General features: G+C 61.4%; 22 protein-coding genes. 15 read left to right on the top strand and 7 right to left on the bottom strand.

What is annotated here, in order from left to right:
* The first annotated feature begins 6 nt into the window (after nucleotides 1-6).
* Both garD and ACU680_RS09880 read left to right on the top strand, forming a co-directional pair.
* Nucleotides 7-1,560, top strand: coding sequence for a galactarate dehydratase (gene garD / locus ACU680_RS09885; RefSeq protein ID WP_448179331.1), 1,554 nt, complete (start codon nucleotides 7-9; stop codon nucleotides 1,558-1,560).
* A gap of 524 nt (nucleotides 1,561-2,084) precedes the next feature.
* Nucleotides 2,085-3,026 carry an AEC family transporter gene (locus ACU680_RS09880; RefSeq protein ID WP_448179330.1) on the top strand — a complete coding sequence of 314 codons (942 nt, stop codon included), beginning with the start codon at nucleotides 2,085-2,087 and terminating at the stop codon, nucleotides 3,024-3,026.
* An 82-nt stretch (nucleotides 3,027-3,108) separates the two neighbouring features.
* Here ACU680_RS09880 and ACU680_RS09875 read toward each other — a convergent pair whose 3' ends face one another.
* From ACU680_RS09875 to gatC, 6 genes are all read right to left on the bottom strand, one after another.
* On the bottom strand, nucleotides 3,109-3,486 hold the full coding sequence (locus ACU680_RS09875; RefSeq protein ID WP_367083103.1) for a carboxymuconolactone decarboxylase family protein: 378 nt from the start codon (nucleotides 3,484-3,486) through the stop codon (nucleotides 3,109-3,111).
* A complete protein-coding gene (locus ACU680_RS09870; protein ID WP_448179329.1) occupies nucleotides 3,483-4,544 on the bottom strand; it encodes a calcium/sodium antiporter in 1,062 nt (353 codons plus the stop codon). Before ACU680_RS09870 ends, ACU680_RS09875 begins: the two co-directional genes overlap by 4 nt.
* A 46-nt stretch (nucleotides 4,545-4,590) precedes the next feature.
* Nucleotides 4,591-4,965, bottom strand: a complete 375-nt coding sequence (locus tag ACU680_RS09865) for a septal ring lytic transglycosylase RlpA family protein (RefSeq protein WP_448179328.1) — start codon at nucleotides 4,963-4,965, stop codon at nucleotides 4,591-4,593.
* Nucleotides 4,966-5,156: 191 nt separating this feature from the next.
* Complete coding sequence (gene gatB, locus ACU680_RS09860) at nucleotides 5,157-6,602, bottom strand: Asp-tRNA(Asn)/Glu-tRNA(Gln) amidotransferase subunit GatB (RefSeq protein WP_003221653.1); 1,446 nt, start codon at nucleotides 6,600-6,602, stop codon at nucleotides 5,157-5,159.
* A 146-nt stretch (nucleotides 6,603-6,748) separates the two neighbouring features.
* Entirely contained in the window at nucleotides 6,749-8,200 is a 1,452-nt protein-coding gene (gene gatA / locus ACU680_RS09855) for an Asp-tRNA(Asn)/Glu-tRNA(Gln) amidotransferase subunit GatA (RefSeq protein WP_448179327.1), read from the bottom strand.
* Nucleotides 8,201-8,216: 16 nt separating this feature from the next.
* The gene (gene gatC / locus ACU680_RS09850) at nucleotides 8,217-8,504 is read right to left on the bottom strand and encodes an Asp-tRNA(Asn)/Glu-tRNA(Gln) amidotransferase subunit GatC (protein WP_003221657.1); all 288 of its coding nucleotides are present in this window, start codon (nucleotides 8,502-8,504) and stop codon (nucleotides 8,217-8,219) included.
* 211 nt (nucleotides 8,505-8,715) lie between these two features.
* Here gatC and mreB point away from each other — a divergent pair, with 211 nt between their 5' ends.
* The 8 genes from mreB (at nucleotide 8,716) to tldD (ending at nucleotide 19,976) form a co-directional block, all read left to right on the top strand.
* Nucleotides 8,716-9,753 (top strand): rod shape-determining protein MreB, encoded by a 1,038-nt coding sequence (gene mreB / locus ACU680_RS09845; RefSeq protein WP_002555108.1) that lies wholly within the window; start codon nucleotides 8,716-8,718, stop codon nucleotides 9,751-9,753.
* Nucleotides 9,754-9,894: 141 nt separating this feature from the next.
* Nucleotides 9,895-11,004 carry a rod shape-determining protein MreC gene (gene mreC, locus ACU680_RS09840; protein WP_400764731.1) on the top strand — a complete coding sequence of 370 codons (1,110 nt, stop codon included), beginning with the start codon at nucleotides 9,895-9,897 and terminating at the stop codon, nucleotides 11,002-11,004.
* Entirely contained in the window at nucleotides 11,004-11,495 is a 492-nt protein-coding gene (mreD, locus tag ACU680_RS09835) for a rod shape-determining protein MreD (protein WP_007961576.1), read from the top strand. Before mreC ends, mreD begins: the two co-directional genes overlap by 1 nt.
* Before the next feature lie 44 nt (nucleotides 11,496-11,539).
* Nucleotides 11,540-12,136 carry a Maf family protein gene (locus tag ACU680_RS09830; RefSeq protein WP_448179326.1) on the top strand — a complete coding sequence of 199 codons (597 nt, stop codon included), beginning with the start codon at nucleotides 11,540-11,542 and terminating at the stop codon, nucleotides 12,134-12,136.
* A gap of 58 nt (nucleotides 12,137-12,194) precedes the next feature.
* The gene (gene rng, locus ACU680_RS09825; protein WP_007961585.1) at nucleotides 12,195-13,652 is read left to right on the top strand and encodes a ribonuclease G; all 1,458 of its coding nucleotides are present in this window, start codon (nucleotides 12,195-12,197) and stop codon (nucleotides 13,650-13,652) included.
* Nucleotides 13,653-13,727: 75 nt separating this feature from the next.
* Complete coding sequence (locus tag ACU680_RS09820; protein ID WP_448179325.1) at nucleotides 13,728-17,531, top strand: YhdP family protein; 3,804 nt, start codon at nucleotides 13,728-13,730, stop codon at nucleotides 17,529-17,531.
* Between the two features lie 137 nt (nucleotides 17,532-17,668).
* Nucleotides 17,669-18,529, top strand: a complete 861-nt coding sequence (locus tag ACU680_RS09815) for a carbon-nitrogen hydrolase family protein (protein ID WP_367083112.1) — start codon at nucleotides 17,669-17,671, stop codon at nucleotides 18,527-18,529.
* A 4-nt stretch (nucleotides 18,530-18,533) separates the two neighbouring features.
* A complete protein-coding gene (gene tldD / locus ACU680_RS09810; RefSeq protein ID WP_007961588.1) occupies nucleotides 18,534-19,976 on the top strand; it encodes a metalloprotease TldD in 1,443 nt (480 codons plus the stop codon).
* A gap of 99 nt (nucleotides 19,977-20,075) precedes the next feature.
* On the opposite strand, the gene yjgA is transcribed toward tldD, so the two are convergent.
* Nucleotides 20,076-20,600: a ribosome biogenesis factor YjgA gene (gene yjgA, locus ACU680_RS09805; protein ID WP_007961589.1), complete on the bottom strand. Its 525-nt coding sequence runs from the start codon at nucleotides 20,598-20,600 to the stop codon at nucleotides 20,076-20,078.
* A 108-nt stretch (nucleotides 20,601-20,708) separates the two neighbouring features.
* On the opposite strand from yjgA, the gene pmbA reads away from it, so the two are divergent.
* From pmbA to ACU680_RS09780, 5 genes are all read left to right on the top strand, one after another.
* Nucleotides 20,709-22,055, top strand: a complete 1,347-nt coding sequence (pmbA, locus tag ACU680_RS09800; RefSeq protein ID WP_007961590.1) for a metalloprotease PmbA — start codon at nucleotides 20,709-20,711, stop codon at nucleotides 22,053-22,055.
* Nucleotides 22,056-22,269: 214 nt separating this feature from the next.
* Nucleotides 22,270-22,677 (top strand): FagA protein, encoded by a 408-nt coding sequence (locus ACU680_RS09795; RefSeq protein ID WP_123587254.1) that lies wholly within the window; start codon nucleotides 22,270-22,272, stop codon nucleotides 22,675-22,677.
* The gene (locus ACU680_RS09790) at nucleotides 22,658-24,034 is read left to right on the top strand and encodes a class II fumarate hydratase (protein ID WP_448179324.1); all 1,377 of its coding nucleotides are present in this window, start codon (nucleotides 22,658-22,660) and stop codon (nucleotides 24,032-24,034) included. Before ACU680_RS09795 ends, ACU680_RS09790 begins: the two co-directional genes overlap by 20 nt.
* Before the next feature lie 27 nt (nucleotides 24,035-24,061).
* Nucleotides 24,062-24,502, top strand: coding sequence for a DUF2753 family protein (locus tag ACU680_RS09785; RefSeq protein ID WP_007967199.1), 441 nt, complete (start codon nucleotides 24,062-24,064; stop codon nucleotides 24,500-24,502).
* A 1-nt stretch (nucleotide 24,503) separates the two neighbouring features.
* Entirely contained in the window at nucleotides 24,504-25,115 is a 612-nt protein-coding gene (locus tag ACU680_RS09780; protein WP_400764723.1) for a superoxide dismutase, read from the top strand.
* The last annotated feature ends 21 nt before the right edge of the window (nucleotides 25,116-25,136 follow it).

Below are 25,136 nucleotides of genomic sequence, written 5' to 3'. Positions count from 1 at the left end.
GGCGTCATGCAGTTGATTGAACATTCCGACTCGCCGCGCTACATCCGCCTGCACGAGCGGGACAACGTAGTGATTGTGGTCAACGACCAGGGCGTACCGGCCGGCACCGAGTTTCCGGACGGTCTGGTGACTGTGGATTTTGTGCCGCAGAGCCACAAGGTCACCCTCGAGGATATTCCCGAGGGCGGCCAGGTGATTCGCTACGGCCAGACCATCGGCTACGCGTTGCAGCCGATCCCGCGTGGCAGCTGGGTCAAGGAAGATCAACTGCGCATGCCGACTGCGCCGCCGCTGGACAGCCTGCCGCTGTCCACCGAAGTGCCGGCCGCGCAGGCTCCGCTGGAAGGCTTCACCTTCGAGGGTTACCGCAACGCCGACGGCACCGTCGGTACGCGCAATATCCTCGGGATCACCACCACCGTGCAGTGCGTCACCGGCGTGCTCGATCACGCGGTGAAACGCATCAAGGACGAGTTGCTGCCGAAGTATCCGCACGTCGATGACGTGGTGGCGTTGACCCACAGTTACGGCTGCGGCGTGGCGATCACCGCCACCGATGCCTACATCCCGATCCGCACCGTGCGCAACCTGGCGCGCAACCCGAACCTGGGTGGCGAAGCGCTGGTGATCAGCTTGGGCTGCGAGAAATTGCAGGCCGGGCAGGTGATGCACGAGGACGATGCCTCGGTCGACTTGAGCGAGCCCTGGCTGTATCGCCTGCAGGATTCCAGTCACGGCTTCACCGAGATGATCGAGCAGATCATGGCGCTGGCCGAGACCCGTTTGAAGAAGCTCGATCAGCGCCGCCGCGAAACCGTGCCGGCCTCCGAGCTGATCCTCGGCATGCAGTGCGGCGGTAGCGATGCGTTCTCCGGAATCACCGCCAACCCGGCGCTGGGTTACGCCTCGGACCTGCTGCTGCGCGCCGGAGCGACGGTGATGTTTTCCGAAGTCACCGAAGTGCGCGATGCAATTTACCTGCTGACCTCTCGTGCCGAGACCAAGACCGTGGCGCAGGAACTGGTGCGCGAGATGGACTGGTACGACCGTTATCTGGCCAAGGGTGAGGCGGATCGCAGCGCCAACACCACGCCGGGCAACAAGAAGGGCGGGTTGTCGAACATTGTCGAGAAGTCGCTGGGTTCGATCGTCAAATCCGGCAGCAGCGCGATCAATGGCGTGCTCGGCCCGGGCGAGCGTTTCAAGCAGAAGGGTTTGATTTTCTGCGCGACCCCGGCCAGTGATTTTGTCTGCGGCACCTTGCAGTTGGCAGCGGGGATGAACCTGCATGTGTTCACCACCGGGCGGGGTACGCCGTATGGTTTGGCGATGGCGCCGGTGGTGAAGGTCTCAACGCGTACGGAATTGGCGCAGCGCTGGCCGGACCTGATCGACATCGATGCCGGACGGATCGCCACCGGGCGCGCGACCATCGAGGAGTTGGGCTGGGAGTTGTTCCACTACTACCTGGATGTGGCGAGCGGCAAGCAACAGACCTGGGCGGAGAAGCACAAGCTGCATAACGACATCACGTTGTTCAATCCGGCGCCGATTACCTGATGGTTTGTGGGGCAAAAGCTACCCTCACCCCAACCCTCTCCCGGAGGGAGAGGGGGCCGATCCGGGAATATTTTAGTAATACACCGACCTGAAAATGCTTTGCCGAATCCATAGTCGACTCGGTATTGCAGGTCGATGTATGACGCACCACACCTCAGTCAGCCCCCTCTCCCGGAGGGAGAGAGGGGCCGATCCGGGAATATTTTAGTAATACACCGACCTGAAAATGCTTTGCCGAATCCATAGTCGACTCGGTATTGCAGGTCGATGTATGACGCACCACACCTCAGTCAGCCCCCTCTCCCGGAGGGAGAGAGGGGCCGATCCGGGAATATTTTAGTAATACACCGACCTGAAAATGCTTTGCCGAATCCATAGTCGACTCGGTATTGCAGGTCGATGTATGACGCACCACACCTCAGTCAGTCCCCTCTCCCTCCGGGAGAGGGTTAGGGTGAGGGGCTTTTCAAGCTTTTGGCTTATCATTAAGCCCTGACGACGCTCACTCAAAGGCTCCTCCCGGCATGCTGGCAATCTTCCTCGAAACCCTGAACATCACCGCGCCGGTGTTTGCCATGCTGTTCCTCGGGGTGTTGCTCAAGCGCATCGACTGGATCAACGACAACTTCATCCACACCGCCTCGGCGCTGGTGTTCAACGTCAGCATGCCGGCGCTGCTGTTTCTAGGGATCCTGCATGCGGACCTGCATGCCGCGTTGCAACCGGCGCTGCTGATCTATTTTGCGGTTGCGACGCTGGTGAGTTTTGCTCTGGCCTGGGGCTGGGCGATCATCAAGTGTACGCGCGAGGATCGCGGCATCTACACCCAGGGCGCGTTTCGCGGCAACAACGGGGTGATCGGTCTGGCGCTGGCGGCGAGCATGTACGGCGATTACGGGATTTCCCTCGGGGCGATTCTCGCGGCGCTGGTGATCCTGTTCTACAACACCCTGTCGACCATCGTGCTGGCGGTGTACAGCCCGGTGATCAAGTCCGATCCGTGGAGCATCTGCAAAAGCGTGTTCAGCAATCCGTTGATCGTCAGCGTGATTGCGGCGGCGCCGTTTGCCTGGTTCAAGATCAGCCTGCCGGGCTGGCTGGAAACCTCCGGCCAGTATCTGGCGCAAACCACGTTGCCGCTGGCGCTGATCTGCATTGGTGGCACGCTGTCACTGGCGGCGCTGCGTCAGAGCGGCAGCATGGCACTCAGCTCCAGCCTGCTGAAGATGGTCGGTCTGCCGGTGCTGGCAACCCTCGGTGCGTGGCTGTGGGGTTTTCGCGGGGCGGAGCTGGGAATTCTGTTTCTGTACTTCGGCAGCCCGACGGCGGCGGCCAGTTTCGTCATGGCCCGGGCGGCGCAGGGCAATCATGAGCTGGCAGCGGCGATCATTGTGCTGACCACGCTGATGGCGGCGGTGACCACCAATATCGGGATCTTTCTGTTGCAGTGGGGTGGGTGGATTTAAAGCAGATCAAAAGATCGCAGCCTGCGGCAGCTCCTACATTGGGATGCGTTCTCCTGTAGGAGCTGCCGCAGGCCGCGATCTTTCAGCTTTTCTGGTAACTGTCGATCACTTCCTGCGCCGCACGAAACGCATCAATCGCCGCCGGCACCCCGGCATACACCGCGCAATGCAGCAACGCCTCGCGGATTTCTTCTACGGTGCAGCCATTGTTCAGCGCACCCCGCACGTGGCCTTTCAATTCCTGCGGGCACTTCAACGCGGTCAGCGCAGCCAGGGTGATCAGGCTGCGGGTTTTCAGCGGCAGACCTTCGCGATTCCACACGCCGCCCCAGGCGTGTTCATTGACGAAGTCCTGCAACGGCTGAGTGAATTCGGTGGCGTTGCCCAGCGCGCGATCAACGAACGCATCGCCCATTACCTGACGGCGGATTTCAACCCCGGTTTTCTGCGAATCGGTCATGGCACATCCCTCTTGTGGTGTTGGCGGTGCCAGGCGCGTACGGACGTGAACAACAGAAACGCCAGCAGCGTCGGCAGCACGTAGAACAGCATCAGTTTTTCCAGTTTGCCGGCCAGCGGCATGCCGGTGGTGAACGACACCACGTGCAGCCCGTAAGCCGCGTACAAACCGAGCAGCAACAAACCTTCGGCGCGGGTCACACGGTAGCCGGAATAGAACACCGGCAGGCACAGCGCGGCGACGCCGAGCATTACCGGCAAGTCGAAATCCAGTGCGTTGGGCGAGACCGACAACGGCGTCGGTGCGATCAATGCAGTGACCCCGAGTACCCCGAGCAGGTTGAACAGGTTGGCACCAATCACGTTGCCCACGGCAATATCGCGTTGTCCGCGCAATGCGGCGATCAGCGAGGTGGCGAGTTCCGGCAGCGAGGTGCCGACCGCAACCACCGTCAGGCCGATCACCCGTTCGGAGAAGCCCAGATCGGTCGCCACCGCCACCGCAGCACCGAGCAGTAAATGTCCGGCGAACACCAACAGCGCCAGGCCGACAACGATCATCAGCAGACTGCTGAACCACGGTGCCTGCGGGGTTTGCGGCCATTCCGAATGCGGGCGCGCCGAGTGCCGCGACTGGCGCAGCAGCAGGCCCAGATACAACGCCAGTGCCGCGAGTAGCAGGACACCGTCGAAGCGACCGATCTGTTCATTCCAAGCGAGGACGAACACCAGCAGGCTGGCGCCGATCATCAGCGGAATGTCCAGGCGCACCAGTTGCCGCGACACCCGCAGCGGAATGATCAGCGCCGACAGGCCGAGGGTCATGAGGATGTTGAAGATGCTGCTGCCGATCACACTGCCGACGGCGATGTCGGGGTTGTGCGCCAGGGTCGCTTGCAGGCTGACCGCCATCTGTGGGGCGCTGCTGCCGAGGGCGACGATGGTCAGGCCGATGATCAGCGGTCGCACATGCAGGCGCGCGGCGAGACGTACGGCGGCGCGCACCATCAGTTCGGCGCCGAGGATCAGCAGGATCAGGCCGCTGAGCAACTCGATCACGTTGATCAGTGGTAAGTCGGCTAGAGCAAAAATGGTCAGCGCTCCATCAGTCGTCGAGGGCCTGTATGCGCACCCGCGCCGTGCCGCTGCCGAGCATGCCGAGGCGTTCGGCAGCCTCGTGCGAGACATCGATCAAGCGGCCACGGGTGTGCGGGCCGCGATCATTGATGCGCACAACGCAGGATTTGTCGTTTTTCAGGTTGGTGACCTTCACCCGTGTGCCGAATGGCAATTGGCGGTGGGCGGCGGTCAGGGAATGCTGGTTGAACGGCTCGCCACTGGCGGTGCGTTTACCGTGGTGTTTGGCACCGTAATAGGAGGCGACGCCGGTCTGGTCGTAACCGTGCGGGTCGATGATGTCGTTGCTGGCGCAACCGGCGAGCAAGGAGAGCAGGGCGCAGGCGCCGAGCAGGCGTTTCATTCGAAAGCTCCCAGAATAATTGTGGCGAGGGAGCTTGCTCCCGCTCGGCCGCGAAGCGGTCGCAAAACCAGCAACCGCATTCTTTCTGAAAAAGTGCGGATGCCGACTTGGGTCTGCTGCGCAGACCAGCGGGAGCAAGCTCCCTCGCCACAGGGGATCAGAGCCAGTAACAAATGCTGGCTCCATTTGCATCAGCCTTCGAGCTTGCTTTTCAGCAGTTCGTTCACTTGCTGCGGGTTGGCTTTGCCTTTCGAGGCCTTCATGGCCTGACCGACAAAGAAGCCGAACATCTTGCCGCGTTTGGCTTCGTCTGCCGCACGGTATTGCTCGACCTGCTCGGCGTTGGCCGCGAGCATTTCGTCCAGTACCGCGGAGATCGCGCCGGTGTCGGTCACTTGCTTGAGACCGCGCTTGTCGATGATCTCGTCCGCCGTGCCTTCGCCGTTGGCCATCGCTTCGAACACCACTTTGGCGATCTTGCCGGAGATGGTGTTGTCCTTGATGCGCTGCAACATGCCGCCCAACAGTTCAGCGGAAACCGGCGATTCGTCGATGTCCAGGCCTTGCTTGTTGAGCAGGCTGCCCAACTCGACCATCACCCAGTTCGCCGCCAGTTTGGCGTCGCCGCCGATGGCTGCGACTTTCTCGAAGTAATCCGCTTGCTCACGGCTGGTGGCCAGCACGTTGGCGTCGTACGCCGACAGACCGAACTGGCTCTGGAAGCGCTCGCGTTTTTGCGGGGGCAGTTCCGGCAGGGTGGCGCGCACCTCGCCGAGGAACGACTCTTCGATGACCACCGGCAGCAGGTCCGGATCGGGGAAGTAACGGTAGTCGTTGGCTTCCTCTTTGGAGCGCATCGGACGGGTCTCGTCCTTGTTCGGATCGTACAGACGGGTCTGCTGGATCACTTTGCCGCCGTCTTCGATCAGCTCGATCTGCCGCTGGATCTCCGAGTTGATCGCCTTCTCGATGAAACGGAACGAGTTGACGTTCTTGATCTCGCAGCGGGTGCCGAACTCGACCTGGCCTTTCGGCCGTACCGAGACGTTGCAGTCGCAACGCAGCGAGCCTTCGGCCATATTGCCGTCACAGATGCCCAGGTAACGCACCAGCGCGTGGATCGCCTTGACGTAAGCCACGGCTTCCTTGGCGCTGCGCATGTCCGGCTCGGAAACGATTTCCAGCAGCGGCGTGCCGGCACGGTTCAGGTCGATGCCGGTGGCACCGTTGAACTCTTCGTGCAGGCTCTTGCCGGCGTCTTCTTCCAGGTGCGCGCGGGTGATGCCGACACGTTTGACGGTGCCGTCTTCCAGGGCGATGTCCAGGTGGCCCTTGCCGACAATCGGCAACTCCATCTGGCTGATCTGGTAGCCCTTCGGCAGGTCCGGGTAGAAGTAGTTTTTACGGGCGAACACGTTGTGCTGACCGATCTCGGCGTCAATCGCCAGACCGAACATCACCGCCATGCGCACCGCTTCCTGGTTCAGCACCGGCAATACGCCGGGCATGCCCAGGTCGATCAGGCTGGCCTGGGTGTTCGGCTCGGAGCCGAACTGGGTGGAACTACCGGAAAAGATTTTCGACCGGGTAGTGAGCTGAGTGTGAATCTCCAGCCCGATCACGACTTCCCATTGCATGTGTGTCTCCTAGCCTTTTGCTGGGGATTTTGAAACGTCGCGAGCGAAGGTAAGGCAAGGCGAAAACTGGCGAGTAAGCGGAGTTGACTTTAGTCAATGAGCATTACGAGCCAGTTTTCAACGCAGCATTACCGAGCGCAGCAGTTTCAAAACCCCTGCGGGGTGCGGGTGTGCCAGTCAGTGTGTAACTGATACTGGTGGGCAACGTTGAGCAAACGGCCTTCCTGGAAATACGGCGCGAGCAACTGCACGCCCACCGGCAGACCGTCGACAAAGCCGGCCGGCATTGACAGGCCCGGCAGGCCCGCGAGGTTGGCGGTGATGGTGTAGACGTCTTCCAGATAGGCAGCGACCGGGTCGCTATTCTTCGCGCCGAGCTTCCAGGCCGGGTTCGGCGTAGTTGGGCCGAGGATGATGTCGACTTCATTAAAGGCCGCCATGAAGTCGTTCTTCACCAGACGGCGGATCTTCTGCGCTTTCAGGTAGTAGGCGTCGTAGTAACCGGCGGACAGCGCGTAGGCGCCGACCATGATCCGGCGCTGCACTTCCGGCCCGAAACCTTCGCCGCGGGAACGCTTGTACAGATCGATCAGGTTTTCCGGGTTCTCGCAGCGATGGCCGAAGCGCACGCCGTCGAAACGCGACAGGTTCGAGGAAGCTTCGGCCGGGGCGATCACGTAGTACGCAGGAATCGCGTGCTGCATGTTCGGCAGGCTGATTTCCTTGATCACCGCACCGAGCTTCTGCAGCTCCTGGATGCTGTTCTGGATCAGTTCGGCGATGCGCGGGTCGAGACCGGGGCTGAAGTATTCCTTCGGCACGCCGATGCGCAGGCCCTGCAGCGAGGTGTTGAGGCTGGCGGAGTAATCCGGAACCGGCTCATCGATGCTGGTGGAGTCGTTCTGGTCGAACCCGGCCATACCTTGCAACAAAATTGCGCAGTCTTCGGCAGTGCGCGCCAGAGGGCCGCCCTGATCGAGGCTGGAGGCGTAAGCGATCATGCCCCAGCGCGAAACACGACCGTAGGTCGGTTTCAGGCCGGTGAGGTTGGTGAACGCGGCGGGCTGACGGATGGAACCACCGGTATCGGTGGCCGTGGCCGCCGGCAATAGACGAGCGGCAACCGCGGCGGCCGAACCCCCGGACGAACCGCCCGGCACGTGTTCCAGGTTCCACGGGTTTTTCACCGCGCCGTACCAGCTCGACTCGTTGGCCGAACCCATGGCGAATTCGTCCATGTTGGTCTTGCCCAGGGTCACGGCGCCGGCAGCGGCCAGTTTCGCAACCACGGTGGCATCGTACGGCGCTTTGAAGTTGTCGAGCATCTTCGAGCCGCAGCTGGTGCGGATGCCCTGGGTGCAGAACAGGTCCTTGTGGGCGATCGGCGCGCCGAGCAGGGCGCCGCTCTCACCGTTGGCCCGGCGCGCGTCGGCGGCTTTCGCCTGCTCGAGTGCCAGCTCTTCGGTGAGGCTGATGAAACTGTTGAGCTGCGGATCGAGCTGGGTAATACGCGCCAGCAGGACTTTGGTCAGCTCTTCGGAGGAAAACTTTTTATCGGCGAGACCGCGGGCGATCTCGGCCAGAGTCATTTGATGCATTGCAGGCTCTTTCCCTTTAGTCGATGACTTTCGGAACCAGATACAGGCCGTTTTCGACCGCTGGTGCGATGGACTGATAGGCCTCGCGGTGATTGGTCTCGGTCACGACGTCGGCGCGCAGGCGCTGACTGGCTTCCAGCGGGTGGGCCAAAGGCTCGATACCGTCGGTATCGACGGCCTGCATTTCGTCGACCAGCCCGAGAATGCTGTTGAGGGCGGAAGTAATGTGCGGAAGATCGGCATCATTGAGGCCAAGGCAGGCCAGATGTGCGATTTTTTCCACGTCGGAGCGTTCTAGCGCCATCGGGATTCTCCAGTGGAAAACAGAACGGACGGCGTCCGTGTGTTAGATTGTCGGAACACTACCGCACTTCTACGGTCATAAGGCCGCGATTGTGGGGCTTGGTGCACAGAAAAGCGGCCAATTTAACATATTGGCGCCTTGCCCAAAATCCCTGTCGTTGTTAGAGTTTGCCGCACTTTTTTACCCACGCGTTGCCTAGGGTCCCTTTCCCATGTTCAAGAAACTGCGTGGCATGTTTTCCAGCGATCTTTCCATTGACCTGGGCACTGCCAACACCCTTATTTACGTGCGCGAGCGCGGTATCGTCCTGAATGAGCCATCGGTTGTGGCCATTCGGACACACGGTAACCAGAAAAGTGTCGTTGCTGTCGGCACCGAAGCCAAGCGCATGCTCGGCCGTACGCCGGGCAACATTGCTGCCATTCGTCCGATGAAGGACGGCGTGATCGCCGACTTCAGCGTCTGCGAAAAGATGCTGCAATACTTTATCAACAAGGTTCACGAAAACAGCTTTCTGCAGCCCAGCCCTCGTGTGCTGATCTGCGTTCCATGCAAGTCCACCCAGGTTGAGCGTCGTGCCATCCGTGAATCGGCCCTCGGTGCCGGTGCCCGTGAAGTGTTCCTGATCGAAGAGCCAATGGCTGCTGCGATCGGTGCCGGCCTGCCGGTTGAAGAAGCGCGCGGTTCGATGGTCGTCGATATCGGTGGTGGTACCACTGAAATCGCACTGATCTCCCTGAACGGTGTGGTCTATGCCGAATCCGTCCGCGTGGGCGGCGACCGCTTCGACGAAGCGATCATCACCTACGTGCGCCGCAACTACGGCAGCCTGATCGGTGAATCGACTGCCGAGCGCATCAAGCAGGAAATCGGTACGGCCTACCCGGGCGGCGAAGTTCGCGAAGTCGACGTTCGCGGTCGCAACCTGGCCGAAGGCGTTCCACGTGCATTCACCCTGAACTCCAACGAAGTGCTGGAAGCTCTGCAAGAGTCCCTGGCCACTATCGTTCAGGCGGTGAAAAGCGCGCTGGAGCAATCGCCGCCGGAACTGGCTTCCGACATCGCCGAGCGTGGCCTGGTGCTGACCGGTGGTGGCGCGCTGCTGCGTGACCTCGACAAGTTGCTGGCCCAGGAAACCGGTCTGCCGGTGATCGTTGCCGAAGATCCGCTGACCTGCGTTGCTCGCGGCGGTGGCCGTGCATTGGAAATGATGGACAAGCACACCATGGACCTGCTCTCCAGCGAATAAGCGCCGGTTTGCAATACGTGGGTGAGCGCGCAGGCAGCACTTTGCAGTGCTGCCTGTTGGCGTTTATCTTCTGTCAGTCTTCATCCAGGCCGGTTTGATGCCGTATGAATAAACAGAACATTTGCCTGGGAGGAGCGGCTTATTAAACCGCTTTTCGCCAAAGGCCCTTCGTTGGGTGTGCGCCTGTTGGTGCTGGCCGTGCTGTCGGTCGCGCTGATGGTGGTCGATGCCCGCTTCGACCTGCTCAAACCCGCGCGCAAACAAGCGTCGCTGGTGTTGATGGACGCCTACTGGATCACCGACCTGCCCGGACGGCTGTGGGAAGGGATCGCCAGTCAGTTCGGCAGCCGCACCGAGCTTGTCGCCGAAAACGAAAAACTCAAGACCGAGAACCTGCTGTTGCAGGGGCGCATGCAGAAGCTTGCCGCCCTTACCGAGCAGAACGTGCGGCTGCGCGAGTTGCTCAATTCCTCCGCACTGGTCAACGAAAAGGTCGAAGTGGCCGAGTTGATCGGTATGGACCCCAATCCCTTCACCCATCGCATCATCATCAATAAAGGTGAGCGCGATGGCGTGGTGCTCGGTCAGCCGGTGCTCGATGCGCGCGGTCTGATGGGCCAGGTGGTCGAGTTGATGCCGTACACCTCCCGGGTGCTGCTGCTGACCGACACCACTCACAGCATTCCTGTCCAGGTGAACCGTAACGGTCTGCGGGCGATTGCCAGCGGCACCGGCAACCCGGAACGTCTGGAGCTGCGGCATGTTGCTGATACCGCCGACATCAAGGAAGGCGATCTGCTGGTCAGCTCCGGCCTCGGTCAGCGCTTCCCGGCCGGTTATCCGGTGGCGACGGTCAAGGAAGTCATTCACGACTCCGGCCAGCCGTTCGCGATTGTCCGTGCGGTGCCGACCGCGGCGCTGAATCGCAGCCGTTACCTGCTGCTGGTATTCAGCGACAACCGCACCGCCGAAGAGCGTGCCAACGATGCGGCGCAGGCCCAGGAAAATCTTGATGCGCAGGGCGGTGGCCCGATGCTTCCGGCCACGGTGCCGAAAGTCGTCAACCCACCGGCGGCGGCAACGCCAGCTGCAGCCGCCGCTCCAGCTCCAGCTGCTGCGGCCAGCACTACGCCGGCCAAACCTGCGGCCAAGCCAGCGGCGGCGAGCAAGCCGCCAGCATCCCATCCGGCTGCGCGACCGGCGGCGAAACCGCCCGCCACTGCGCCGGCCAATACCGGGAGGCAAGAATAATGGTCGGGGCTACTGCTTCGCGTAACGGCTGGATTGTCTGGCTGACGTTTGTCGTCGGCATCCTGCTGAGTGTTTCACCTCTGCCGATGTTCATGGAAATCCTGCGCCCGCTGTGGCTGGCCTTGCTGCTGACCTTCTGGGCGTTGTACATGCCGCATACGGTCGGCATGGTCACCGCGTTCTGCCTGGGGCTGGCCGAAGACGTGCTGCAGGGCGATCTGCTTGGTCAGAATGCCTTGATCCTGACGCTGATCACCTTCCTCGTGCTGTCGTTGCAGCAGCGTCTGCGGATGTTCCCGATGTGGCAGCAATGCCTGGTGATCCTGGTGATCTTCGGCCTCGCTCAACTCGTTCAATTGTGGCTCAGCGCCTTGACCGGCAATCGACAGCCGACTCTGGCGCTGGTATTGCCGGCATTGGTCAGTGCCTTGCTCTGGCCTTGGGTCAGCTTCGCTTTGCGTGGATTGCGCCGGCGCTACAAAATCAACTGATTCGGTCAGGCATGTGCCCGCACCTCGACAAGGGAGATGTCTTGATGAAGCCGCTTTACCTCGCCTCTGGTTCGCCGCGTCGGCGTGAGTTGCTCGCGCAGATCGGCGTGCCGTTCTCCGCCATCAGTGCGGGCATCGATGAAACCCCGCTTCCCGAAGAATCGCCCTCGGCCTATGTCGAACGCCTGGCGCGCGGCAAGGCCGAGGCCGGTCGACGCACGCTGGTGTCCGACGCGGCGTTTTGCGTTCTGGGCGCGGACACCGCCGTGGTGCTCGATGGCAAAATTCTTGGCAAACCGGTGGACGAAGCCGATGCATGCGCCATGCTGATGATGTTGTCCGGCAAGGAGCATGAAGTGCTGACCGCCATCGCCGTGCTCGAAGGCGAGCGCTGTGAGTCGCGTGTGGTGCGCAGTCTGGTGCGGTTCCGCCCGATCAGCCGCGAAGAGGCTGCGGCCTACTGGGCCAGTGGTGAACCCCGGGACAAGGCCGGCGGTTATGGTATTCAGGGCCTCGGCGCGGTGTTTGTCGCCGGGCTCAATGGCAGCTATTCGGCAGTGGTCGGGCTGCCGGTTTGCGAAACCGCAGAACTGTTGGGCCATTTCGGCATACCCTGTTGGCAAAACCTGAACGCGCAATGAGCGTCGTACGAATCAAGATGCGGCCATTATCGTGAACATGCCTGAACGAGACCCTGCCATGAGTGAAGAGATTCTGATCAACATCACGCCGATGGAATCGCGCGTGGCGGTGGTCGAAAACGGTGTGCTGCAAGAAGTCCACGTCGAGCGCACGCAAAAACGCGGGATCGTCGGCAACATCTATAAGGGCAAGATTGTCCGGGTGCTGCCGGGCATGCAGGCGGCATTCGTCGACATTGGTCTGGATCGCGCCGCGTTCATTCATGCCTCGGAAATTTCTTTGCGCGAAGGCCCAGCGGTGGAAAGCATCAGCGCGCTGGTGCACGAAGGTCAGAGCCTGGTGGTGCAGGTGACCAAGGACCCGATCGGCTCGAAAGGTGCGCGGCTGACCACGCAGTTGTCGATTCCGTCGCGCTATCTGGTGTACATGCCGCGCACCGCCCACGTCGGCATTTCCCTGAAAATCGAAGACGAAGCCGAGCGCGAGCGCCTCAAGCAGGTGGTCAGCGATTGTGTGGCCAAGGAAGGGATCAAGGAGGCCGGAGGCTTCATCCTGCGTACCGCCGCCGAAGGTGCCGGGGCCGATGAGATCCTCATGGACATCCGCTACCTGCGCCGTCTGTGGGATCAGATCAATGCGCAGATCCAGACCATCGGCGCGCCGAGCGTGATCTACGAAGACCTCGGTCTGGCCCTGCGCACCTTGCGCGATCTGGTCAGCCCGAAGATCGAGAAAATCCGCATCGATTCCCGGGAAACTTTCCAGAAAACCACGCAGTTCGTCGCCGAACTGATGCCGGAAATCGCCGATCGGCTGGAACACTATCCGGGCGAGCGACCGATTTTCGACCTGTATGGCGTCGAAGATGAAATCCAGAAAGCCCTCGAGCGCAAAGTGCCGCTCAAGTCCGGCGGTTATCTGGTGGTCGATCCGGCCGAAGCCATGACCACCATCGACGTCAACACCGGCGCGTTTGTAGGCCATCGCAATCTCGAAGAAACCATCTTCAAGACCAACCTCGAAGCCGCCACCGCGATTGCCCGGCAGATGCGCCTGCGCAATCTGGGCGGGATCATCATCATCGACTTCATCGACATGGAAGATGAAGAGCATCAGCGTCAGGTGCTGCGTACGCTGGAAAAACAGCTCGAACGTGATCACGCCAAGACCAACATCATCGGCATCACCGAGTTGGGCCTGGTGCAGATGACCCGCAAGCGCACTCGCGAAAGTCTTGAGCAAGTACTGTGCGAGCCGTGCAGCAGTTGTCAGGGCCGTGGCAAGCTGAAGACCCCGGAAACCATCTGTTACGAGATTTTCCGCGAGATTCTGCGCGAAGCCCGGGCCTATCAGGCCGAAGGTTACCGGGTGCTGGCGAACCAGAAAGTGGTGGACCGTTTGCTCGACGAAGAATCCGGTAACGTCGCCGAGCTTGAAGGGTTCATTGGCCGCACCATACGCTTTCAGGTCGAAACCATGTATTCCCAGGAACAATATGACGTGGTGCTGCTCTGAGATCCTGCGGCACATTCAATCCAAAACGGCTGGCCTCAGCTTTTCGCAGTTTTATCGCCATGGGAGCCAACTGACATGGAGCGTCTGACACGCATTCTGGCCGCACTGACCCGCTGGGGGCTGGGCCTGTGCGCGTTGGTTCTGGTGTTGATGGCGTTGTACGTCAGCCTCGGTCGGGAACTGGCGCCGCTGGTGGCGGAATACCGCACCGATATCGAAGACAAGGCCACGGCTGCGCTCGGCATGCCGTTGCAGATCGGCGAGCTGGAAGGCAACTGGAGCGGTTTCGCGCCGATTCTGCTGGCCCATGATGTGATGGTCGGCGACGGCGCGAATGCCTTGCGTCTGGATCGGGTGCGCGTGGTGCCTGACCTCTGGGCCAGTCTGCTGGCGCGCGAAGTCCGCATCGCCCACCTGGAATTGAACGGCCTGAAGATCAGCGTCAAGGAAGCGCAGGACGGTACCTGGGCGCTGGAAGGCCTGCCGGTGCAGAACGACCAGCCGCTGGATCCCGAACAATTGTTCCAACGCTCGCAGATGGTTCAGCAACTCTCGGTGCTCGACAGTCAGGTGACCGTGCAGCCGCTGGATCAGGCGCCGATGACCTTCACCTACGTCGGTCTCAATCTGAAAACCGGCAGCAGCCGTCAGCGTCTCGATGCTCGTCTGACCTTGCCCGACGGGCAACCGGTGGCGATGAGCCTGCGTACGCGGATTCGCCCCTCTCGATTGCCGGACAGTTCGGTGGAGGGTTATGTCAGTCTGCCGCAAAGCGACTGGTCAAAGTGGCTGCCGGAACGTTTGACCCAACAGTGGAATTTCTCCGAGATCAAGGCGGGCGGCGAACTGTGGGTGAGCTGGAACGACGGCGCCCTGCAAAGCGCCGCCATCCGTTTGAACGCACCACAGGTGACCGGCGCTTATGCCGAGCGCAAGCCAATCAAGATCAGCAATCTGGCGCTCAACGGCTATTACCAGCGGGATGACGAAGGCGCGATTGTTACCCTCGATTCACTGGCGATGAACTTCGGCGAGACCCGCTGGGAATCCCGTGTGCAGCTCAAGCAGACGGTGGCCACCGATAAAGCCGATGAGCTGTGGCACTTGCAGGCCGACCGCCTCGATCTGACGCCGATCACGCCGCTGCTCAATGCGCTGGGGCCATTGCCCGAAAGCGTCGCCACGGTGGTCGACCACCTGAAGGTGACGGGTGGACTGCGCAACGTGCTGCTGGATTTTCGGCCCAACGCCACCGACGGCTCGAAATTCGGCTTCGCTGCCAACCTCGATAATGTCGGTTTCGATGCCTATCACGGTGCCCCGGCGGCGCGAAACGTCAGTGGCAGCCTCAGCGGCAACCTCGACGGCGGCGAGTTGCGCCTGGACAGCAAGGATTTCGTCCTGCACCTCGACCCGATCTTCGCCAAGCCATGGCAATACATCCAGGCCAACGCCCGCCTGACCTGGAAACTCGACAAAGAAGGTTTCACCCTGATCGCGCCGTACCTGAAAGTGCTGGGCGAAGAGGGCAAGATTGCCGGCGACTTCCTGATCCGCCTGCACTTCGACCATAGCCAGGAAGACTACATGGACCTGCGCGTCGGGCTGGTCGATGGCGACGGTCGCTACACCGCCAAATACCTGCCCGAAGTCTTGAGCCCGGCCCTCGACGAGTGGCTGCGCACGGCGATTCTTAAAGGCGCCGTGGACCAGGGCTTCTTCCAGTACCAGGGTTCGCTGAGCAAAAACGCCAAGGACGTGGATCGCAGCATCAGCCTGTTCTTCAAGGTGCATGACGCCGAACTGGCGTTCCAGCCGGGCTGGCCGCATGTCAGCAAGGTCAGCGGCGATGTGTTCATCGAGGACAGCGGCGTGCGCATCGTGGCCGACAAGGGCCAATTGCTCGATACCCAGGTCAGCGATGTCTTCGTCAACATTCCCCATGTGCCGGCCGGGCAACCTACGCATCTGTTGCTCGACGGCGGGTTTGCCGGTGGGTTAGGTGATGGCTTGAAGATTCTGCAGACCGCGCCGATCGGCACTGGCGAAACCTTTGCCGGCTGGGAAGGCGAGGGCGATCTGCAGGGCAAGGTCAAACTCGACATTCCGCTGGAAAAGGGCGATCAGCCGAAGATCCTCGTCGACTTCAAGACCGCCAATGCACGCCTGAAACTGGCTGAGCCGAAGCTGGAACTGAGTCAGCTCAAGGGCGATTTCCGCTTCGACAGCGCCAAGGGGCTGAGCGGGCAGAACATTGCCGCCAGGGCTTTCGACAAACCCGTCACCGCACAGATTTTTGCTGATGGCAGCCCTAACAAGCTCAAGACTCGGGTCGCGGCTTCCGGGCAGGTCGAAGTCAAAAAACTCACTGACTGGCTGGGCGTGACTCAGCCGTTGCCGGTGTCCGGGACCCTTCCGTATCAGTTGCAGGTCAACCTCGACGGTACCGACAGCCAGCTGACCGTCAGTTCCAGCATGAAAGGCGTCGCGGTGGATCTGCCGGCACCGTTCGGCATGTCGGCCGAGCAGGGTCGTGACACGGTGTTCCGCATGACGCTGCAAGGTGCGGAGCGGCGTTACTGGGTCAGCTACGATCAACTGGCAAGCTTCACCTTCGCCGCGCCGCCGAGCAATATCGCCGATGGTCGCGGTGAGCTGTTCCTCGGTACGGGCGACGCGGTTCTGCCGGATGCCAAGGGCTTGCGCATTCGCGGTGTGCTGTCGGAGCTGGACGTCGCGCCATGGCAGGATCTGGTCAGCAAATACGCCGGCAACGACCCGGGTGGCAGCGCCAAGCAATTGCTCAACAGTGCCGACTTCAAAGTGGGCAAGCTCACCGCTTTCGGCACCACGCTGGATCAGGCCGCAGTGCAGGTCAATCGCAAACCCTGGGCGTGGAATCTGGCGCTCGACAGTCAGCAGGCCAAGGGTTCGGCCAGCCTGCCCGATGCCAAGGGCGCGCCGATTGCGGTCAATCTGCAATACGTACGCCTGCCGGCGCCGGATCCGACGGTGCAGGCTGACGAGAATTCGCCTGATCCGCTGGTTTCGGTCGACCCGACGAAAATTCCCGCGCTGGATATCACCATCAATCAGTTGTTCCTCGGCCCGGATCTGGTGGGCGGCTGGTCGCTGAAAGTGCGCCCGACCGCCAAAGGCATCGCCCTGAACAATCTCGACATGGGCCTCAAGGGCATCCTGTTGCAGGGCAATGGCGGCTGGGAAGGGGCGCCGGGTTCGACCAACAGCTGGTTCAAGGGCCGGATCAGCGGCAAGAATCTCGCCGATGTGCTCAAGGGCTGGGGCTTTGCGCCGAGCGTGACCAGTGAAGAATTCCACATGGACGTCGATGGCCGCTGGCCAGGCTCGCCGGCATGGCTGGCGACCAAACGCTTCTCCGGCACACTGGATGCCTCGCTCAATAAAGGTCAGTTCGTTGAAGTGGAGGGCGGTGCGCAGGCGTTGCGGGTGTTCGGTCTGCTCAACTTCAACTCCATCGGCCGCCGCCTGCGTCTGGACTTCTCCGACTTGTTCGGCAAAGGCTTGAGCTACGATCGGGTCAAGGGCCTGTTGGTGGCAAATAACGGCGTATACGTCACTCGCGAGCCAATTCGTCTGACCGGTCCTTCGAGCAATCTTGAGCTGGACGGTACGCTGGATCTGGTCGGCGATAAGGTCGATGCGAAATTGCTGGTGACCTTGCCGGTGACCAACAACTTGCCGATTGCCGCGCTGATCGTCGGCGCACCGGCGGTCGGCGGGGCATTGTTCCTGATCGACAAGTTGATCGGCGACCGCGTGGCGCGCTTCGCCAGCGTCAAGTACACGGTCAAAGGTCCGTGGAAAGAGCCGAAAATCACCTTCGACAAGCCTTTTTGAGTAGCATGAGGCTTTCCCCCGTGTAGGAGCTGGCGCAGGCTGCGATCTTTTGATCTGGTTTTTAAAAGCAAAATCAAAAGATCGCAGCCTGCGGCAGCTCCTACAGTGATAAGTGGACTCCCTGTCAGGAAGCTGCCATGTCTTTAGCGGTGATTCAAATGGTCAGCCAGAGTGATGTGCTGGCCAATCTGGCGCAGGCTCGACGCCTGCTCGAACAGGCCGCGGCCGGCGGCGCGAAGCTGGCGGTGCTGCCGGAAAACTTCGCTGCCATGGGCCGTCGCGACATCGCCGACATCGGCCGCGCCGAAGCGCTCGGCGAAGGGCCGATCCTGCCATGGTTGAAACAGACCGCCCGCGACCTCAAGTTATGGATAGTGGCCGGCACGTTGCCGTTGCCTCCGCTCGGGCAGCCGGACGCCAAGTCCCACGCGTGTTCGCTGCTGGTCAACGATCAGGGCGAAACCGTTGCGCGGTATGACAAGTTGCACCTGTTCGATGTCGATGTGGCGGACAATCGCGGGCGGTATCGCGAATCCGATGACTATGCTTATGGCAGTGGCGTGGTGGTGGCGGACACGCCAGTTGGTCGGGTTGGTCTGACCGTGTGTTACGACCTGCGCTTCCCGGAGCTGTACAGCGAATTGCGCGCTGCCGGTGCCGAGTTGATCACCGCGCCGTCGGCCTTTACCGCGGTGACCGGTGCGGCGCACTGGGACGTGCTGATTCGCGCCCGGGCCATCGAGACGCAGTGTTACGTGTTGGCGGCAGCACAGGGCGGGACCCATCCGGGACCGCGTGAGACCTTCGGTCATGCGGCGATCATCGACCCGTGGGGCCGGGTGCTGGCGCATCAGGATCAAGGCGAGGCGGTATTGTTGGCCGCACGCGACAGTGATGAACAAGCGTCTATCAGGGCGCGAATGCCGGTGACCAATCACCGGCGGTTTTTCTCGCAGGGCGCACAGCGTCCTGCCTCAGAACACGAATTTAAGGCGTAAACCTATGAGCGAGTTGTTGTCCTCAGTCAGTGATCACCTGTTGGCGCCCGGCGGCGTGACCATCGAGAGCCTGCAAGGCGTGCTCGGTGACCTGGCCGGCCCGGGTATCGATGCTGCCGACCTGTATTTCCAGGGCCAGATTTCCGAGTCGTGGTCGCTGGAAGACGGCATCGTCAAGGAAGGCAGCTTCAACCTCGACCAAGGGGTCGGCGTGCGTGCGCAGTCCGGCGAGAAAACCGGTTTTGCCTACAGCAACGCGATCACCCTCGAAGCCCTCGGTGCTGCGGCTCGCGCTGCGCGCTCGATCTCCCGCGCCGGGCAGAACGGCACGGTGCAGGCGTTCAGCACTCAGGATGTCGCGCAGTTGTACGCGCCGGACAATCCGCTGGAAGTGCTCAGCCGTGCTGAAAAAGTCGAGTTGCTCAAGCGCATCGACGTCGCTACCCGCGCCCTCGATCCACGGATTCAGCAAGTCAGCGTGAGCATGGCCGGGGTCTGGGAACGGATTCTGGTGGCGTCCACCGATGGTGGCCTGGCCGCCGATGTGCGTCCGCTGGTGCGTTTCAACGTCAGCGTGATCGTCGAGCAGAATGGCCGTCGCGAGCGTGGCGGACATGGCGGCGGCGGGCGAACCGACTACCGTTATTTCCTCGCCGAAGACCGTGCCATGGGTTATGCCCGTGAGGCGCTGCGTCAGGCGCTGGTCAATCTGGAAGCGATTCCGGCACCGGCCGGTACCTTGCCTGTCGTCCTCGGTTCGGGCTGGTCCGGCGTGCTGCTGCACGAAGCGGTCGGTCATGGTCTGGAAGGCGATTTCAACCGCAAGGGCAGTTCGGCCTACAGCGGGCGGATGGGCGAAATGGTTGCCTCCAAGCTCTGCACCATTGTCGATGACGGCACGTTGAGCGGCCGTCGCGGTTCGCTGAGCGTCGACGACGAAGGCACCCCGACCGAGTGCACCACGCTGATCGAAAACGGCGTGCTCAAGGGCTACATGCAGGACAAGCTCAATGCGCGCCTGATGGGCGTGGCCCGTACCGGCAACGGTCGTCGCGAGTCCTACGCGCATCTGCCGATGCCGCGCATGACCAACACCTACATGCTCGGTGGCGAGAGCGATCCGGCGGAAATCATCGCGTCGGTGAAGAAGGGCATCTACTGCGCCAACCTCGGCGGCGGTCAGGTCGATATCACCAGCGGCAAGTTCGTGTTCTCCACCAGCGAGGCGTACCTGATCGAGGACGGCAAGATCACTGCGCCGGTCAAGGGCGCGACGTTGATCGGCAACGGCCCCGAGGCGATGAGCCGGGTGTCGATGGTCGGTAACGATCTGGCGCTGGACAGCGGTGTGGGCACGTGCGGCAAGGACGGGCAGTCGGTGCCGGTGGGTGTCGGTCAGCCGACGCTGAAAATCGATGCGATTACCGTGGGTGGCACGGGCGCATAAGGATGGAAACATCCTCTGTAGGAGCTGCCGCAGGCTGCGATCTTTGCTTTTTCAGATCAAAAGATCGCAGCCTGCGGCAGCTCCTACAGGAGCGAGATATCAACGCAGGCCGCGTTGGGTATCGTCCAGCTCACGGATGTACTTGAAGATCTTGCGGCTGGAGGCAGGAGGTTTGTTATGTGCAACCTCGTGCTGAGCCTGACGGATCAGGGAACGCAGTTGTTGGCGATCGGCGTCCGGGTACTCGACGACGAATTTCTCCAGCACGGCATCGTCACCGGCGATCAGGCGGTCACGCCAGCGTTCGAGGTTGTGGAAACGCTCGTTGTACTGACGGGTGGAGGCATCGAGTTGATCGAGCAGGACCAGAATCGCGTCAGTGTCCTGATCGCGCATCAGTTTGCCGATGAACTGCAGGTGCCGTTTACGCGCGATGTTCGCGGTGTGCTTCGGCGCATCAGCCAGGGCCCGGCGCAAGGCGTCGGTCAATGGCAGTTTTGCCTGCAAGTCGGGCTTGAGTGTTGTAAGGCGCTCGCCAAGGTCAACCAGAGCATGCAGCTCGCGTTTGACCTGAGATTTGCTTTTTTCTCCCGTATCGAGGGAGTCGTCGTAAGAATCAACCATGGTGGCAGTCCGCAAAGAAACGCCGCCATGATAACCAGTCGGGGGCCGCTTGTCCGGCCCGGTCGCTCGATGACCCCAGCCGAAAGCAGAATTTGAGTGGAGATGAGCATGAGTGCAGTTCAAAGCGTCGGCCCGCAAGCATTGCCGGCACTGCAGGAACAGGTCGAGCAGATCATCGCCGAAGCCAGGCGTCAGGGCGCCAGTGCCTGTGAAGTCGCGGTGTCGCTGGAGCAGGGTTTGTCGACGTCGGTGCGTCAGCGTGAGGTCGAGACGGTCGAGTTCAACCGCGACCAGGGCTTTGGCATCACCCTGTACGTCGGCCAGCGCAAAGGCTCGGCCAGCACCTCCGCCACCGGGCCGGACGCGATTCGTGAAACCGTTGCTGCCGCACTGGCGATCGCCAAACACACCTCTGAAGACGAAGCCTCGGGTCTCGCCGATGCCGCGCTGATGGCCAGGGATGTGCAGGATTTCGATCTGTTCCACGAATGGGACATCACCCCGGAGCAGGCCATCGAGAAGGCGTTGCTCTGTGAAGCCGCCGCGTTCGACGCCGATGCGCGCATCAAGAACGCTGACGGCACCACCCTCAGCACGCATCAGGGCTGCCGAGTGTACGGCAACAGCCACGGTTTCATCGGTGGTTACGCGTCGACCCGGCACAGCCTGAGCTGCGTGATGATCGCCGAAGCCGATGGCCAGATGCAGCGCGATTACTGGTATGACGTCAATCGCCAGGGCAGCCTGCTGGCGGATCCGGTGAGCATCGGCCAGCGTGCCGCGCAAAGGGCGGCGAGCCGACTGGGCGCGCGTCCGGTGCCGACCTGCGAAGTGCCGGTGCTGTTTTCCGCCGAGCTGGCGGGCGGCTTGTTCGGCAGCTTCCTGTCGGCGGTGTCTGGCGGCAGTCTGTATCGCAAATCGTCGTTCCTCGAAGGCACCCTGGGGCAGAAGCTGTTTCCGGAATGGCTGACCATCGATGAGCGTCCACACCTGATGCGCGCCATGGGCAGTGCGTCCTACGACGGTGATGGTCTAGCCACCTATGCCAAACCGTTCGTCGAGAAGGGCGAGTTGGTGTCGTACATCCTCGGCACCTACTCCGGGCGCAAACTCGGCATGCCGAGCACCGCCAATGCCGGTGGTGTGCACAACCTGTTCGTCACTCACGGTGATGAAGACCAGGCGGCGCTGTTGAAACGCATGGGCCGTGGCTTGTTGGTTACCGAGTTGATGGGCCATGGTTTGAACATGGTGACCGGCGATTACTCGCGTGGTGCGGCGGGTTTCTGGGTCGAGAACGGCGAAATCCAGTTCGCGGTGCAGGAAGTGACCATCGCCGGCAACATGCGCGACATGTTCAAGCAGATCGTTGCGGTCGGTAATGATCTGGAACTGCGCAGCAATATTCGCACGGGGTCGGTGTTGATCGAGCGGATGACTGTCGCGGGTAGCTAAGCTCCCATCTGCACAAAAAGGCGCGCCATCCACCCGGATGGCGCGCCTTTTTCATGTCCGCCCTGTAGGAGCTGCCGCAGGCAGCGATCTCTTGATCTTGTGTGTAAAAGCAAAATCAAAAGATCGCAGCCTGCGGCAGCTCCTACACAGCGGTCTTGTTTTGGTTCTCATTATCATCTAATAATGAATCTCATCTCCGAATGAGTCCCGGATCATGAGTTCTGCCTTGCACGAGCAGCCGTACCTCGAAAGCTGGCGCTGGATGAGTCGCCAGATCCGTTGCGCAATGGATCCTGACGAGCCGCGCCTGATCGAACATTACCTGGCCGAAGGCCGTTATCTGGCCTGCTGCACCGCGACTTCCCCGTGGACCATCGCTGAAACCTCCTTCCGTTTGCTGCTCGACACGGCCACCGACATCGCCTTGCCGTGGCACTGGCGCAGCCTGTGTCTCGATCAAGCCTGGCGGCCGCTGCGTGAAATGGAGCGCCTGTCGCTGTGCAACTGCCGGCTCCAGCGCTGGCAGCGTTACACCTGGCAGCTGGCTACCTGCGAGTTGCTTCCCTCGATTCCTCTCATTGAATTAGTCCAAGGATTTACCGATGACCAAGACACGTATTGAGCGCGACAGCATGGGCGAATTGCAGGTGCCGGTGGACGCTCTCTACGGCGCGCAGACCCAGCGTGCAGTGGATAACTTCCCGATCAGCGGCAAGCCGATGCCGACGCAATTCATCCGTGCGCTGATCCTCGCCAAAGCCGCCGCCGCGCGGGCCAACGTCGAGCTCAACCAGCTCAGCGCCGGCCAAGGCAAAGCCATCAGCGATGCCGCGCAAGGCCTGCTCGAAGGCGACTTCATGCAGCATTTCCCGGTGGATATCTTCCAGACCGGCTCCGGCACCAGCTCCAACATGAACGCCAACGAAGTGATCGCGACCCTCGCCAGCCGCCTGCTCGGCGAGCCGGTCAACGCCAACGATCACGTCAATTGCGGCCAGAGCAGCAACGACATCATCCCGACCACCATCCACGTCAGTGCTGCCCTGGCGCTGCACGAACAGCTGCTGCCGGCGCTGTTGCACCTGGTGCAGGTCATCGAAAACAAAGCCGAACAGGTTCACCGCCACGTCAAAACCGGTCGCACCCATTTGATGGACGCTATGCCGGTGCGTATGAGTCAGGTGCTCAATGGCTGGGCGCAGCAGCTCAAGGCCAATATCGCTCATCTGCAGGACTTGCTGCCGAGCCTGCAGTCGCTGGCGCAGGGCGGCACGGCGGTCGGCACCGGGATCAATGCGCATCCGGAATTCGCCGCGCGTTTCAGCCGCCAGCTCAGTCAGCTGACGAATGTGCAATTCACTCCGGGCAAGGATCTGTTCGCGCTGATCGGCTCGCAGGACACCGCAGTCGCCGTCTCCGGGCAGCTCAAGGCCACGGCCGTGTCGCTGATGAAAATCGCCAATGACCTGCGCTGGATGAACTCCGGCCCGCTCGCCGGTCTCGGCGAAATCGAGCTGGAGGGCCTGCAGCCGGGCTCGTCGATCATGCCGGGCAAGGTCAATCCGGTCATCCCGGAAGCCACCGCCATGGTCGCCGCACAAGTGATCGGCAACGACTCGGTGATCACTATCGCCGGCCAGTCGGGCAACTTCGAACTGAACGTGATGCTGCCGATCATCGCGCAGAACCTGCTGAGCAGCATTGAGCTGCTGGCCAATTCCAGCCGCTTGCTCGGTGACAAGGCCATCGCCAGCTTCAAGGTCAACGAGTCGCGGCTCAAGGAAGCGCTGTCGCGTAATCCGATTCTGGTCACCGCGCTCAACCCGATCATCGGCTACCAGAAAGCCGCCGAAATCGCCAAGCAGGCCTACAAACAGGGGCGCCCGGTGATCGATGTCGCGCTGGAACATACCGACTTGTCGCGCAGCCAACTGGAAGAGTTGCTCAATCCCGAGAAACTCACCGCCGGCGGCGTATAAATCCCGCAACCGCTTTGGAGGCTCACCATGGAGCACTGGAAACGCACGATCGAACGGGCCAATCGCTGCTTCATGCTGGGCGAGCTGATCGATGCCCGCGAGGCTTACTTGCAGGCCCTGGCCCTGGCGCAAGTGCTGTTCGAACGCTGGGCCGATGCCGACGAAGCGGTGGCGGCCTGCGTCATCTCCCATCACAACCTGGCGGACCTGCACCTGCGCCTGAATCAGCCGGAGGAGAGCGCCGAGTACCTTTGCGCGATTCATCAACGGCTGTTGCAGACCATGCAGGACGAGCGCCTGCGTCCGGCGCTGCGTGAAGCGGCGCTGCGCCAGAGCAGCAAGACTTACGTCGAACTGCTGAATTTCATCAGCGAACACGGCGAATATCCGCGTACCCAGCGCCTGCTGCACCCGGACACCGGCAATGCACGCCGCGCGTCAGCCTCACATCACCATGGAGTCCACTGAAATGGCTTTTACCTTGCCTGCCTTGCCGTACGCCTACGACGCCCTGGAACCGCACATCGATGCGCAAACCATGGAGATTCACTACACCAAGCACCACCAGACCTACATCAACAACCTCAATGCCGCCGTCGAAGGCACCGAGTACGCCGAGTGGCCGGTGGAAAAACTGGTCGCCAGCGTTCAGCAGTTGCCGGAAAAACTCCGCGCGGCGGTGATCAACCAGGGTGGCGGCCACGCCAACCATTCGTTGTTCTGGGAAGTCATGGTGCCCAACGGTGGTGGCAAGCCGAACGGCGCGCTGGCCAAGGCGATCGAGGAGCAACTGGGCGGTCTCGACAGTTTCAAGGAAGCCTTCACCAAAGCCGCGTTGACCCGTTTCGGCAGTGGCTGGGCCTGGCTCAGCGTGACTCCGGAGAAAAAACTTATCGTGGAAAGCAGCGGTAATCAGGACAGCCCGTTGATGAACGGCAACACGCCGATTCTGGGTCTGGACGTCTGGGAACACGCCTACTACTTGCGTTACCAGAACCGTCGTCCGGAATACATCAACGCGTTCTACAACGTGATCAATTGGCCTGAAGTTGCCGCGCGCTATCAGGCGGCACTGGTTTAAGTCATCTATAAAAACAATCCA

The sequence above is a fragment of the Pseudomonas sp. LF020 genome (assembly GCF_053456425.1).
This window is presented reverse-complemented; position numbering and strand designations above follow the sequence as displayed.